Source organism: Candidatus Zixiibacteriota bacterium (assembly GCA_040753875.1).
GTDB lineage: Bacteria > Zixibacteria > MSB-5A5 > GN15 > FEB-12 > DATKJY01.
In genome coordinates, this window is sequence record JBFMDV010000032.1 from 19,685 (window position 1) to 33,155 (window position 13,471).

Annotated in this window: 12 protein-coding genes; all 12 read right to left on the reverse strand. The window is 52.8% G+C overall.

The window, feature by feature from the left end:
- Positions 1-67 precede the first annotated feature (67 nt).
- Positions 68-859, reverse strand: a complete 792-nt coding sequence (locus AB1644_11850; GenBank protein ID MEW6051735.1) for an ABC transporter permease subunit — start codon at positions 857-859, stop codon at positions 68-70.
- Positions 856-1,566 (reverse strand): ABC transporter ATP-binding protein, encoded by a 711-nt coding sequence (locus tag AB1644_11855; protein MEW6051736.1) that lies wholly within the window; start codon positions 1,564-1,566, stop codon positions 856-858. Before AB1644_11855 ends, AB1644_11850 begins: the two co-directional genes overlap by 4 nt.
- Positions 1,563-2,852, reverse strand: a complete 1,290-nt coding sequence (gene nosD / locus AB1644_11860; protein ID MEW6051737.1) for a nitrous oxide reductase family maturation protein NosD — start codon at positions 2,850-2,852, stop codon at positions 1,563-1,565. Before nosD ends, AB1644_11855 begins: the two co-directional genes overlap by 4 nt.
- The gene (locus AB1644_11865; protein ID MEW6051738.1) at positions 2,852-3,916 is read right to left on the reverse strand and encodes a nitrous oxide reductase accessory protein NosL; all 1,065 of its coding nucleotides are present in this window, start codon (positions 3,914-3,916) and stop codon (positions 2,852-2,854) included. Before AB1644_11865 ends, nosD begins: the two co-directional genes overlap by 1 nt.
- 113 nt (positions 3,917-4,029) lie before the next feature.
- Positions 4,030-5,946 (reverse strand): Sec-dependent nitrous-oxide reductase, encoded by a 1,917-nt coding sequence (gene nosZ / locus AB1644_11870; protein ID MEW6051739.1) that lies wholly within the window; start codon positions 5,944-5,946, stop codon positions 4,030-4,032.
- Between the two features lie 41 nt (positions 5,947-5,987).
- Positions 5,988-6,524: a c-type cytochrome gene (locus AB1644_11875; GenBank protein ID MEW6051740.1), complete on the reverse strand. Its 537-nt coding sequence runs from the start codon at positions 6,522-6,524 to the stop codon at positions 5,988-5,990.
- A gap of 134 nt (positions 6,525-6,658) precedes the next feature.
- Complete coding sequence (locus AB1644_11880) at positions 6,659-7,138, reverse strand: Rrf2 family transcriptional regulator (protein MEW6051741.1); 480 nt, start codon at positions 7,136-7,138, stop codon at positions 6,659-6,661.
- Positions 7,139-7,602: 464 nt separating this feature from the next.
- Positions 7,603-8,907, reverse strand: coding sequence for an ATP-binding protein (locus AB1644_11885; GenBank protein ID MEW6051742.1), 1,305 nt, complete (start codon positions 8,905-8,907; stop codon positions 7,603-7,605).
- Positions 8,904-10,277 (reverse strand): sigma-54 dependent transcriptional regulator, encoded by a 1,374-nt coding sequence (locus AB1644_11890; protein MEW6051743.1) that lies wholly within the window; start codon positions 10,275-10,277, stop codon positions 8,904-8,906. Before AB1644_11890 ends, AB1644_11885 begins: the two co-directional genes overlap by 4 nt.
- 91 nt (positions 10,278-10,368) lie before the next feature.
- Positions 10,369-11,562: an ABC transporter permease gene (locus AB1644_11895; GenBank protein ID MEW6051744.1), complete on the reverse strand. Its 1,194-nt coding sequence runs from the start codon at positions 11,560-11,562 to the stop codon at positions 10,369-10,371.
- Positions 11,559-12,800: an ABC transporter permease gene (locus AB1644_11900; GenBank protein MEW6051745.1), complete on the reverse strand. Its 1,242-nt coding sequence runs from the start codon at positions 12,798-12,800 to the stop codon at positions 11,559-11,561. Before AB1644_11900 ends, AB1644_11895 begins: the two co-directional genes overlap by 4 nt.
- Positions 12,801-12,805: 5 nt before the next feature.
- Positions 12,806-13,471 carry an ABC transporter ATP-binding protein gene (locus AB1644_11905; protein ID MEW6051746.1) on the reverse strand — a complete coding sequence of 222 codons (666 nt, stop codon included), beginning with the start codon at positions 13,469-13,471 and terminating at the stop codon, positions 12,806-12,808.

Consider the following 13,471-nt stretch of genomic DNA (forward strand, 5'->3'; position numbering starts at 1 on the left):
TCCTTGTGATCTCCCATGGTGAGGTCCTTTGTGTGAATGCTCCGAGCGAACCCGAAGCGCCATTCCCTTAAAGATCCTTGAATCGGAACTTGCGGATACCAATGAACAATGGAACGATAATCCAGAGCCCCAAGGAAACCGTGGCGACGGTGACGCCCAGTGATGTTCCGAAGAACCGACTAAACACAGCACCCGTGTAACCCATAAGAGCTGCCCAATCGGTCTGAATGAGCAGGGTCACTCGCGCGAGGTCGATGGGATTGGCCATCGAGGCCAGGAGCAGCGGAGTCTCAAGCGGGTATTCCGAGAACGACATGGCCGCCATGAGTACCAGACCGTCATAAATCAAGGCCGTGAAGAGCCAGACTGCGAGTGCGGAGGCGAGCCCCTTGCCACGATCATCGAAGATGATCGCCAGCAGAAAAGAGATAGACAGGAATATGATGGTCAGAAGAGAGCCGATCGTCAATAAGAGTGTCACGGAGGTCAATTGGCCGGTCGACCAATCGCCGAGGATAGCAGTAGGAATGCCCACGCCCAATGCGAATCCGGCCACCAGAGCGACCGATAGTCCTCCAAACATGCCGAGAAAGACAGTCTTGCGCTCGACCGGTTGGGCTAACACCAGCTCTATGAATTCGCGTGAATTGTAGAAGTATATCGTGCCGAACACTGAGGACACCAACGGTATGAGGAAAAGGCACACACTCATGAGGCTGACCGCGACTTTAGCCGACTGTGCCTGCAAATGGAACAGGCCAACGGTCACTACGACAAAAAATGCGGTATAGAGTAGTCCCCAGCGATTCCGCGTGAGGTCCCTGATTGTATACCAGGCCAGGTGCAGTGTCAGCTTCATGCGGCACCCCGCTCAAGAAGGCGTGCCACGGCCACCTCGAGGCGCGGTTCGTCCGCTGCCAGTTTCAATTCACGGATCGATCCGGCAAAGCGAACTCGACCTTCAAGCAGAACCACCACATTGTCGGCGATTTCATCGAGATCGCTCATGATGTGAGTGGTGATAAGGATAGTTCGTTCCTTTTGTCTTAACGATTGAAACAACTCTTTGAGGCGAGTATTGGCGACCGGATCGAGTCCGGCAGTCGGTTCATCACAAATAAGCAGATCAGGATCGTACATACAGGCAAGCAGGACGCTCAGCTTTTGCCGGGTACCTCCTGACATCGCTCGGATGCGCTTCGACAATTCCGACTCAAGGCCGAACAGGTGAATCAATTCGGACTCCAATCGGACTTTCTCGTTCCGCAGACCTTTGACCACATCGATCGTCTCTCGTCCCGTCAGGTCCAGGGGAAAGCGGGCAATTTGCGGAACATACCCCAGAAACCTGCGGTAGTCACTCGAACCATTCAAGAGATATCCGTTTATGGTTATGCTCCCCGACGTCGGTTTGACCAGTCCAAGCAGCGATTTCATTAGGGTGGATTTACCGGAGCCGTTTGGACCGATGATCCCAGTAACTTTGCCACGTTCAATCGACAGACTGATCTCATGGAGCGCCACAAAGCGACCATAACGTTTGCGCAAGCGGCTGATTTCAATCATGTTACCGGCCTCATGCGCGGTTTGTTGTCGACCAGCGCTTCAGGCGTTAATGTTGGGATTATCCGTTCTGCCAAATTGAGAACATCGACCAAGAGACTTCGAACAAGGACCAACGTCGGGGGTTCCATTTCGACTAAGAGACTATACAGGCTTACCGGACGGAAGGGCTCGTCACCAAAGCCGTCCCGATTGAGATCAAAACCTCGGTATGGGCTCCAGTAATTGCCGGAGAAGCTGCTGAACGTCTGACGACTATTGGTCGCCACCTGAAATGTGTTGTCGATAAAGTCATTTTGTTCTATCACGCTTTGCACGCAGTTGGCCATGATTCTGATAGCCCATCCATTGGCGGTGAAACAATTTCGCTCAATATGAACGCGGTCCGAGCCCTCCATATGGATACCGACAGAGTTGCGGGTGAATCGGTTGTCCAACACGCGGCTATCCTTGATGTCCTTCAGGAGTAATCCATAGGACGCACCGCCCCAGTTGTCTTCAAAGACGTTTTCGAGCATTTCGACATCATCTGTATACATTACGGCAACACCCGCGCCGTTGCGCAGGAACCGATTACGTTCGTACCGGCAGCTGTCTGAGAACATGAAATGCAATCCGTATCTGAGATTCTGCTCGCTTGTGTTGTTCACAATCACACTGTTGGTGACAAATTCGAGATAGATACCGTCACGGTGGCCTCGAATGACATTGTGAGTGACATCGATATCGGAGCAGTTCCACAGATGGATCCCATTACCGACGGAGGTGAGTTCCTTTGACACTCCGGTGATCTCATTGTCGAGAATGCGGCAGTATCGCGACTTGGCCAGATAGATCGCAAAGAAATTGTCAGTGAATCGATTTCCTCGTATCTCGCAGTCCGTCGAGTTATTCACGAGGATAGCGGCATGTTCTTTCACAAAACTCACTGGTACGCCGCACAGCACAAAGCCCGAAACCGATGCGCCATCCGTGCTGAGTTCGAGAATCGGCCCTTGCCCGCGCGCATCAATGACTGGCCAGCCCTGACCGACCAACGTGATCCGGTTTGTGATGTGTAGGCCGTACTCCTCATAGCGTCCAGCAGAAACTCGAATGGTATCCCCCGAGACAGCCTGCTCTATCGCGGCTGCGATCGTCTGTACGTGACCGGTAGGGTGTACTGAAATGACAGCAGCGTTGCCGGCCGAAAAGCAGAAGATGAAAACTGCGCCGCCACGCCGGACGCAGCCGATCAGAAACTGCATAGTCTGAAGTAAGCGCCAGGGAATGCGCAACCGCCGGTGCATCACTGTTTCTCCGTCAGCTTCCATGTCTCGGCAACCAGTTTCTTCACTGCATTCCAGTCCAGGACGGCACCGCCTACCGATGCAATCAGGGCGACGGCATCAGACTGGGAGGCGACCGCAACCAGTCCGACACCCATTGGGCTTTTCTGTTTTTCGGTAGCGACAACCACGGCTACAGACACTTCAAGAAAAGTGCCGGGATGTCCGAAGTCAGTGACCCACCGTGAATGAACCTGCCCTATCGTCTGTTTCGATTTCATATCGTCAGCTGCAAGACATTCGATTGAATCGTATTTGTATATCTTCCCCTTGCCAGTGATCGATTCCGTGCCGAATTTCTCATCGGCAATGGTCATCTTACAGTAAGCACACTGGTCCGATCCATATCGTATGGGTGACGGCCCAGAAGGGCTGCAGGAGACAGCCAGACCGAGGAGAAGACATGCCAGCATCCCGGCGGCAGGGCCGGTCTTCGGCGGAACCACACGGCGCACTCGACTGAATTCATAAAACCAGACCAACCCTCCCAACACAAAGGAGGCCATAGCAAACCATCCCCCGACTCCGGGAAGAGAGATGGCCTTGAAGTTCAGGAGCTTCTTGGAGCCGATCAACGGGGGCTGATAGCTCATTCCTGGGACCTTGATAATGGCATGGTGGGTATCCAGGTTGTGTCCGTAATCGTACCCCCAAAGATAGAAATCAATAAGACCCGCTGTCGCGACTGCCAGAAAGAGCACGAGCCAGATCATCAAAAGCATCCGTCTCCCCACAGCCGCTACGAGCAAGCCTGCGATCATCACACCGCGCATGATCCACGGCATGATACTCAGTTCCGGAATCGATTCTGGTTTGATCTGTTTCATGCCGATGTAGTGATTGAGATTATTGATCTTGTTCAGATCACCAGGGTTCTGTCCCTGCATCTGGTTAATCCATATTTCCAGTCCGAGCCCTTCGGGATACTGGGGAGCATCGAGAGATATCTCCCAGAGAGGGAAGAAGTAGGTGAGGGACAACAGCAAGGCAGCGACCACCAGAAGCAGACGTGACAATAGGTGCATGCGGCCTTGCCGTGCTCCAGCAGTACTTTCCTGGCTCGATTGCATAGCAGGCCTCACGGAGTCCACGGGATCGCCTTTGGCAAGATCAGGTACCACGTAATTCTCTTTCGTTGTCAGGTTGACACACGAATCCAGCCCTGCATCTCCTGATGGAGCGCTGAACAGAAATCGGTGCAATAGAACGGGATCACTCCGGCCTGTTTTGGCTCCCACAGAATAGTGCGCGTCTGCCCAGGCATGATCAAGAGCTCAGAGTTGTTTGCACCCATTACACTGAAGCCGTGCGGCGCGTCCCAATCCTGTTCCAAATTGGTAACGTGGAAATACACTTTATCGCCGACCTTGATACCCTCAATGTTGTCCGGCGCAAAGTGGGTGCGAATAGTGCTCATATACACATGAACGTTCTTTCCATCCCGTTCGACTCTGGCCTGACCTTCGGCCTGAATTGCGAACGGGTTTTTGTTGTCTTCGATCGAATACCAGCGAACGGACTTGTCCTTGATCAAAGTCACCGGACAGGCCTGTGCGTAGTGCGGCTCGCCAATCGTTGGGAAATCGAGCAGGAGCTTCATCTTATCGCCGGTAATGTCAATCAATTGCGCCGACTGAGTCAGCTCCGGACCAGTTGGCAGGTACCGGTCTTTGGTGATCTTATTGAGCGCCACCGCATACTTGCCGTATGGTTGTTTGGTGTCGCCACCGGGGATCATCAAGTGACCAATTGAGTAGTACGTGGGAATGCGGTCAACTACTTCCCAGGTCCCCAGCTTCCATTTGACGATTTCTGAAGACAGAAACATTGACGTATAGCCGAATCCTTGTCCGTCAAACTCCGTATGGAGCGGGCCGAGGCCTGGTTCCTTCACTTCACCGGCCAACACAGATTCGTATTTAACGATTGGAATGCCGTCGAGCTCTCCTTCAAATGCTTTGGCCTCAACGGCAGATTTGAATTTGCTGAACGAATGGACGGGAATCAGAGCGGCAAGTTTGCCGCCAGCAACAATGTACTCGCCCGAAGGATCCACGTCGCAGCCATGTGGCGACTTGGGTGTAGGAATGTAGTAAACCAGACCGGGATTGTCCTTAGCCACCAGGACCGGGACCTCGGATATTACCTCGCTTTGAGCGACATCAGCATGGTCCATATAATTGTGATAGTGAGGCGCCTTCCAGATCTGGCCTTTCCCCTGCGCGATCAGTTCTTCGGCCAGCTTCCAATTGACCGCAGCGACGAAATCCTTGTCGTTTTGCGACGCATTCACTTCGAGCTGGGTATTGGCCTGCTCGGAGTTATAGGAGCTGAAGAACGACCAGCCATACGACGGTCCCTTGCCGGAACGTGATAGGTCGTAATTGATCCCTGGCACCAGGATCTGGAATGCGATCTTCATTCGCCCGGTCGCAGAATCGACTTTGATATAGGAGATTGTCCCTTTGAAATTCTGTTTGTACGAACTGATCGGAACGTCTTTCTGGGGAATCGGAACGCTAAAGCGGGTCGAGGCCACCACATACTCGGTGTTGGGAGTCAAATACGGAGAACCATGGTTGCCGCCCGAGTTTGGGATCTCAATAGTCTCAACCGTTTCAAACGTGGTTAAATCGAGTCGCGCGATGCGAGGCGTATTGTTGCCATTGATGAAGAGCCAGCGTCCATCGGTCTGACCGTCAGTTACGGAGAGTTGGGGATGGTGCGCATCATCCCAGGGAATAAAACCATGTGTAGTCATCAGGAGTGGCTTGGTCTCCTCGGAGTATCCGTATCCTTTCTCCGGGTCCTGGCTGAATACCGGTATGACCCGGAAGAGCCGTCCGGAAGGGAGGCCATACACAGATACTTGACCGCTAAATCCGCCCGACATGAAGGCGTAAAACTCGTCGTAGCTGCCAGGTGCAACGTAGACTTTGGTGGCGGCATCTCCGAATCCGCCGGCCTCCTGCTTTTGTGAGCAGCCGGCTCCTCCTAACACGACGGCTATTATGAGCACTCCGGCGTTACATAGGAAACGGCTCAGTTGATTCATTGGAATCCTCCTCGTAGGATTTCTCATTGTGTAAGTTGTGCCTAATTGCCCGGCGGAGGTGGCGGCGTGCCAAACCCCGGCTGCTGTTCGATGGATACGGCCGGCTTGTCAGCCTCAGAGCGCAGGAAGTTCAGCAGCTCTTCAGCGTTTTCCCTCGTAATCCCCTGTATGGTCATGTATTGGGCGTATTGGGCGACGAGCTTTCTTCCGTCCGGGTGAAGTTTGCCCATTTGCTCTGGATTCAATATCTGATTGAGTATGTATTCCGGAGAGCGGCGCTTGGACACGTCGCGAAGCATGGGACCGGTCTTCTTGTGATCGAGATAGTGGCACGTCGCGCACTTCTTTATGAATATCTCTCGTCCGGAGGCAGCCTTAGTAGGATCAACCGGCACCACTTGGATTTCTTCGATGATAGGTCCAATGCCGTGCTCAGTTTCCCAACTGGTGAGGCGCCCGGTGGCCCAGCGGGCCTGGCGCTCGACGTCTGTCTCGGGTTTCGACGAACAGCCGCTTACAAACCAGCTCACCATGAGCATGGCAAGCACGGCTATGAACAGGGGAAGCAGTCTTTTCATGTCTCTATCCTCATGAATTAGTTAGTTGTGACGAACGAGATTTCAGCATACACTAGGTGATATTCAGGATTTCGGAGTATGATATCTGAAACAGACCAACTTGACCGCCCCATAGGAGTGTTCATTCTGATACCTCAGTTGCGAAGTGAGTTCGTTGCTAATTCTTTGGCCAGGCTTGCCATTGTTGTTTTCTCAAACATTCTATGCAGATCTTGTCTGCGTTTCGCCCAAGCGTCGTGGAGCGGACAAGGTGTCTTTTCGCCGCAGCCAGGGAGCCCCAATGCGCATCCTTCGAAAAGTGCCATTCCGTCTACGGCTGCTATCACATCCACCAATGTGATCTCCTTCGCCGGTCGAGCCAATCCCACGCCTCCGTTGGGACCCCGAAACGATTCCATTATTTTTGCTTCCGTAAGAAGCTGCATGATCTTGGTCAGGAAGTGAAACGAGAGGTCCAACTCTTCGGAGAGCTCCCGAATCGGGATAAATTTACGGCCGTCCTTGATTTCCTTGGTGGTCACCAGGAGCGAGGCTCGAATCGCATATGTACAACCCTTTGAAAACAGCACAATCAGTTCCAGATTTAGGAGTCTTATATCTGTATATATCGACATTTTGGGTGTTCGTCAAGAGTATTTTGACTCTTTTTTTTATGTTCAGCTGCCGAACGAGAGTCTGCCAAATTCGCGGTCGCTGACATCGAGAGTAAGCGCAGGCACGGCTGAAGGTCCTTGGAGATTCGACAAAACAACGCGTAACAACTTCTGTCCCAGTCGGTTACCGGAAGATACCTACCCGATTTTTGGGACGGGTGCCAAACTGACAGATTGCCGAAATGCACGGTCATTGGTTGCGCCAGAGGAGCTTGATCAAGCGGCGCTTTCGATCACCCAGTTGCGGAATGCGTCTCGTAGACCCCGCATTGATTGAAATTCAGGCCCTTTGGCGAGGAGTTGAAGGTGCTTTTTGTTTATGCCCCCTGGGAATGAATCCAAGTGTAACAATTGAATTGCTTGTCACTTGCCGAAGCCAACAATTTTGCGAGTAGTTCGATTTGCCGGGCCCCGGGCTTGTGGCACTAACGAAGCATTATCCGGAATTGAGTGACATCGGAGTCGCTCGTGAGACTAAAACGAAATCCGTGCTGGGTGAGCACTTCGGAAGCAAAGGTCAGGCCAATTCCCTGGCCGCCAACTTTTGTCGTAAAAAACGGGGTGAACAAATTTGCCGATACTTCCGGGGAAACACCTGCGCCAGTATTCTCAATGCTGAGATACGACCCATCCGGTGAGGATCCGGCAGCGACGACAATCCGGCCGTCATGACCGATCGCTTCAATCGCATTCTTTAGTATATTGACCAGCACGTGCTCCATTTGACCAATATCTATTCTCACCGGAAGACCATCACAGTCTATGCGCCATTCCACACGTATTTGGCGTCGCTCCAATTCTGGCCGATGCAGTGCGATGCTGTCACGTACCAATGTCAACAAGTCGCTATCCTGCAGCTGCGGCGAAGGAAGCCTGACGAGATCGCCGAATGCTTTCAAAAAGCTGTTAAGATGTTCCGTCCGGGTAATGGCAATATTCAACGCGCCTTCAAAGTCGGCACGATCTTCCGACCGAATCTGTTCTGCGTAGTTCAGACACGAATGGAGTAACGAAGTGGCCGCGCCAATAGAATTATTGACCTCGTGAGACATGAGGCGAATCAATTTTTCATACGATGCCTTCTCGAGGCGGCGAAGTTCTTCGGTCAATTCTTCGAACATCACAAATTCTCGCGGAAAGCCGCGGTCCATCAGTTGTGACTTTGAGCACTTGATCTGTCGCCTGCCCGACAGAATCACTACCGTTGACTGGTTTATTGGCAGATTGGAAAGCTCCGTCGCCAACGGTGAATCAATATCAGCCAGCTTGTGTCCTTTCAACTGTTCGGCACTGGCTGTCAGAATGCGTTCTGCGGCCGGGTTAACCAGATCGATGCGGCGATCGAAATCGCAGGTCAGCACTCCGGCAGGGGATGCATCGAGCAGTTTTTCCAGAAAAAACTCCTGCTCCTGCAATCGTATTCGTTCGTTCTGGAGGCTTTCAGCAATAGAGTTATAAAGGTGTACGAGGCGATCGACCTCAGGATGTCCCACCGTACGGAACTTGGATTGAAAATCCTGTTCTTTAAGAAATTCGGAGCCGAGGGCACTCACATTGGGGGGATTGAAGATCCGGTTGTACAGCGCAATGGCTGCCGCCAGCGAGACCAGGAAGCATGCTTCAATTGCGTATAACCAAAACCGATTCTCCCGAAGAAGCCAGACCGCGGTCGCAGCCACCACCAGATGAATCAGCACCAGATAGACAATGACCCATCGCCTGAGGGTCATGTCCGGATCCCATACTTCTCAAGACGGCGATAGAGCGCCGCCCGACTTAAGCCCAGCGCTTCAGCGACGCGCGTCAAATGGCCATCGTATCGAGTGAGACATTTGACGATCATCGTCTTTTCCATCTCCTCGAGCGTCATGCTACCGGGGTCGGCATGCTCGGGACGCATAACCTCTGCTGCCGGCATCTTCATCGCCAGTTCAAAGTCGGCTTTGTCGAGGTAGGTATGGGTCGAAAGCAGCACGGCTCGCTCTATAGTCTGGCGAAACTGTCTGACATTTCCCGGCCAAGGCTGCCGCGACAGCCAATGCAGTGCAGCAGGTGAAATAGTGGAACGGGGACTGTGATATGCTTCTCCAATATTTGTCAGAAAGTAATCAACCAGCAAAGGGATATCACCGATGCGTTCCCGTAAGGCCGGTAAGTGGAGCGTAATCAGATTGAGGCGGTAGAGCAAGTCTTCACGCATTTGCCCGTCGGCCACCATTTGAGGGATATCGCGGTTCGTGGCGGAAATTACTCGGACATTGACCGTCCGAGGTTTGCTGGCACCGAGCACCTCATACGTTCTGTCTTGAAGCACTCGCAGCAATTTCACCTGGCAGGCGGGATCGAGGTCGCCGACTTCATCGAGGAAGATCGTGCCGCCATGTGCCATTTCAAAGCGTCCCTGACGATCCTGCCGCGCATCGGTGAATGCACCCTTTACGTGCCCAAACATCTCGCTTTCAAAGAGAGAGGATGATATACCACCGAGGTTCACCTTGACATAGGGTGCTTTGTTGCGGCGGCTGTTGCGGTAGATTGCCTCGGCTATGATTTCTTTGCCGGTGCCGGTTTCACCCGTTATTAGTACCGAAGCATCAGTGGGAGCGATACGTCCCACCAATTCGAGTATTTTCAGTAAGTTCGAGTCTTCGCTGATTATACCGGTCAGGTCATAGCGATGATCGAGCTCTGCTCGCGTACAATTCTTCTCCGACCTACCTGCTTCTTGTACAGTCGAGACTTCCAAAGCTGTCCGTATCACCTGCAGGAGTTGATGATTGCTCCATGGTTTAGTGATAAAGTCCGCGGCGCCCGCCTTGATTCCCTGGACCGCCAATGATATTGAGCCCCAGGCCGTGATAAGCACTATCGGGGTCGACGGCGCATCCGCTTTGATATGAGCCAAAAGGTCCAACCCCTCCTGGCCCGTCGTCTCACGGGAGAAATTCATATCCTGCAGGACCAGGGAAAAGCGCTCGCGCTTGCACAGCGCACGTGCTTCTCCGGGTGTCGAAGCTGCACGGGTCGCATATCCATGCTGTTTCAACAGCAGGGTCAGGGAGCTTACTACTGCAGAATCGTCATCAACTATCAGAATCATGACACTTCATTTCGCGAATGTCTGATGCACCACCCATATCTACTTCAATGTAAGACGATGTGACACGAGCCCCAAACCTATTTCGAATCTCCTAATCCGCGTGCAGCGCCTCAATTGGCTGTATCTGAGTGGCCAGTCGACTGGGATAGAGCGCGGCGCAGAGCATGATCATATACATCAACAACAACGAGATCAGTATAGCGACCATATATACCTGCCAACCGACCGACTGAAACACCCCGAGGAGCGGAAATTGAATTACCACGAGCGTCCCAAGCAACGTTCCCGCCGACGCTATGATTATCAATTCAGCCAGCACCTGACGATAGATATCGTGGGCGGATGCGCCGAGCGCTCGCCGCAGCCCGATCTCCGCCTGCCGGCGGGTCACGTTTTGCCACAGAACTCCGATCAGCCCCAGCGCCACCATGAGGATCAGGTTCGCGGCGATAAAACCGCCCGCAAGCAACAGCGCAATCCTCTTCTTGAAATTGCTTTGCCTCATATCTGACAGTGTCTCCACTTCAAACGACCAGTGTTTAACGGCATTCTGAAGCCGGGACGCAATGTCCTGCTGCACCGAAGGCGAAGTACCCGGCCGCATGCGCAACAGAAAAGTGCGCGGTGGGCGATGGGTCGTATCGTCCAGGTTGATCCTGAAGAAGGCATAGTTGCCCTCTCCTGAGAGTTCGCCGTCCTTTCGGAAGCCCTCCACTACGCCTACGACGCGCCAGTCGCCATCTCCAAGTTCCCCATCCAACAACTGGCCTATCGGGTCTCTCCCGCGGAACAGCTCCGCTGCCAGGCGGCGATTGATGACCACTGGCCGAAAGGTCGAGGCGTCATCCGACTGCTCAAACCACCTTCCCTGTACTACGTTAACTCCGAGGACCTTGTTCAGGTCGTCCGTCACTTCTCCTCGGGACCACTCTATGGTCGGGCCACCCCGGTCGATGACGGTAATAGAGTTCCCAAAAGAGTATGGTGGGTAGTTCATGCCGGCAACAGCTTCCACTTCAGGGAAGGAGCGCAGGGCCAGTTCAACTTGCCGGGCTGACTCTACCATATCGGCCGACCAGTAGTCGTCGCTCTTTTGTTTCACATCGACAGTAACGCTCCAGACGTTATTGAATTCGAATCCGAGCGGACGGCTATAATTGCCATACGAATAAACTGCCGCTGTCACCACAGCCATCAATACCAAAAAAGATATAAAGACTTCGGCTATGAGTAACGTATTCGACGCTTTTCTTTGCCAGAAGAGTTTGAGTAGATGAGCTATCATTGGACTTTTCCTCGCAATGCTTCAACCGGGTGCATGCGCGACATCCGCCACGCCGGGTAAACTCCGGCGAAGAGGCCGAATATGGTCGTAATGAGCAGGCTGTAGCCAAGAATACGGAAATTGATATGAAACTCGGCGTAGGGAACAAACCCCGACGATGAAAGCACCTGCAGCCCGATCGCCGAGACGACCAGCGCAATGGCGCCACCAATGAGCGTCAAGATGAGATTCTCGATTACGAATTGACCTATGAGGCTTATAGATGACGCTCCAAACGCTTTGCGGACACCTATCTCTGATGCCCGCTCGAGAATGCGACTGACATTGATATTAATCAGGTTAATAGTGGGGAGCATCATGAACATGACCATAAGTCCGACAATCAGCGACAAGAGCACTACGGGATGGCTCTCCTGCATTCCCGAGCTGAAGGCCTCTCGCGACAGCGATTCGAAAAACGTCTCCGGCGCGCCGGCCATCCGGTTGTATACACCCATGTTCGAAAAATCCACGCGCTCCAGGTTAGCAGCGAAATCAGCTTTTATGCGAGGGAAATCTGACTTGTCCCGGGCCAGAATCATTGCCTGGAAGCCGCCCATGAGTTGTGACTTATATACATCGTTCTGGGCTGTCCCAATTGGTACCCAGATATCAGCAAAGGGAGTAAAGCGCAGGGAGGGCACATCGCGTACAACTCCAACTACTCTGAAGGACTGGCCGTCGGCGTCTATACTCTTCCCCAAGGCAGACGGCGCACCGAAGAATTTATGGGCAGTAGAGGCATTGACAACCGCCACCCGATTGCCGGAATGATCATCCTCCTCGCTGAATGGGGAGCCCTCGATGAATTCAAAATCGAGAATCCGCCAGTAATTGCCGTCGGTTTGCTTAACCCAGAGTTTCAACTTCTCGTTTTTCAGATAAGTGGCAACACTTTTTGCTTCTGAGAATATGGAAACCAGCTCGACATCGGGCAGCGTCCTGACATACTTATTCAGGAAACCATATCCAGGCTCACCTGAGGACCGTTGCTCGGGGCCGCTTATCATCATCGTATAGACGCCAAGAGTGCGATCAAGCCGTGATTCCGGTGGCTGAGGGCCAAAGACATGGTCTAACAGCGATGTCGCCATGATCAGCATCACCAGGGTAAAGCTGACCGCAAAGAGGCTGATGAAGGTAAAGAAACGCCGCCGATTCAATACCTTGAGTGCTATGATGAGGTAATTCTTCAGCATTTGGCCTAACTCACCTGGCGGCCATCAAAGAGCCGGAGTGTTCGTTGTGTCCGATCAGCCATCCGCTGGTCATGTGTCACCATGACCACCGTGGTCCCTTCGTTCCGGTTCAGATCCAACAGAATATTCATGATTTCATCCCCCATCTGACTGTCGAGATTGCCGGTCGGCTCATCAGCCAGCAGTATGCGAGGAGTCCCGACTATGGCGCGGGCGATTGCCACACGCTGCTGCTGTCCACCAGACAACTGCGATGGAAAATGGCGCACGCGCGAAGACAACCCCACACGGTCGAGTGCTTTCAAAGCAAGTTCTCTCCGTTGAGATCCGGATAGACGGCGATAGAGAAGAGGAATCTCAACATTATCAATCACCCGGAGATCATTGATAAGGTGAAACGATTGAAATATGAACCCTACATGCTCGTTCCGTATGCGGGCGAGTGCTCTATCGGCGTACGATTCGATCTTCTTGCCATTGAGCGCAATTCCGCCCTTACTTGGCGTATCCAATAATCCTATGATATTCAAAAGAGTGCTCTTGCCTGACCCCGAAGGCCCCATGACGGCAATGAACTCACCCTGCTTTACAGTCACATTAATATTGGCAAGGGCCTGAGTCTCTATCTGATCGGTATGGTAGACCTTGTCTACCCGTTCCAGTCGAATCAT

Excerpts from the sequence above, each read along its gene's own strand:
- AB1644_11900 (MEW6051745.1), bottom strand. The coding sequence starts at position 12,800 with ATGCTGAAGAATTACCTCATCATAGCACTCAAGGTATTGAATCGGCGG.
- AB1644_11890 (MEW6051743.1), bottom strand. The coding sequence starts at position 10,277 with ATGATTCTGATAGTTGATGACGATTCTGCAGTAGTAAGCTCCCTGACC.
- AB1644_11875 (MEW6051740.1), bottom strand. The coding sequence starts at position 6,524 with ATGAAAAGACTGCTTCCCCTGTTCATAGCCGTGCTTGCCATGCTCATG.
- AB1644_11905 (MEW6051746.1), bottom strand. The coding sequence starts at position 13,471 with ATGATTCGACTGGAACGGGTAGACAAGGTCTACCATACCGATCAGATA.
- AB1644_11850 (MEW6051735.1), bottom strand. The coding sequence starts at position 859 with ATGAAGCTGACACTGCACCTGGCCTGGTATACAATCAGGGACCTCACG.
- AB1644_11865 (MEW6051738.1), bottom strand. The coding sequence starts at position 3,916 with ATGCACCTATTGTCACGTCTGCTTCTGGTGGTCGCTGCCTTGCTGTTG.
- AB1644_11855 (MEW6051736.1), bottom strand. The coding sequence starts at position 1,566 with ATGATTGAAATCAGCCGCTTGCGCAAACGTTATGGTCGCTTTGTGGCG.
- AB1644_11895 (MEW6051744.1), bottom strand. The coding sequence starts at position 11,562 with ATGATAGCTCATCTACTCAAACTCTTCTGGCAAAGAAAAGCGTCGAAT.
- AB1644_11880 (MEW6051741.1), bottom strand. The coding sequence starts at position 7,138 with ATGTCGATATATACAGATATAAGACTCCTAAATCTGGAACTGATTGTG.
- AB1644_11885 (MEW6051742.1), bottom strand. The coding sequence starts at position 8,907 with ATGACCCTCAGGCGATGGGTCATTGTCTATCTGGTGCTGATTCATCTG.
- nosD (MEW6051737.1), bottom strand. The coding sequence starts at position 2,852 with ATGCACCGGCGGTTGCGCATTCCCTGGCGCTTACTTCAGACTATGCAG.
- nosZ (MEW6051739.1), bottom strand. The coding sequence starts at position 5,946 with ATGAATCAACTGAGCCGTTTCCTATGTAACGCCGGAGTGCTCATAATA.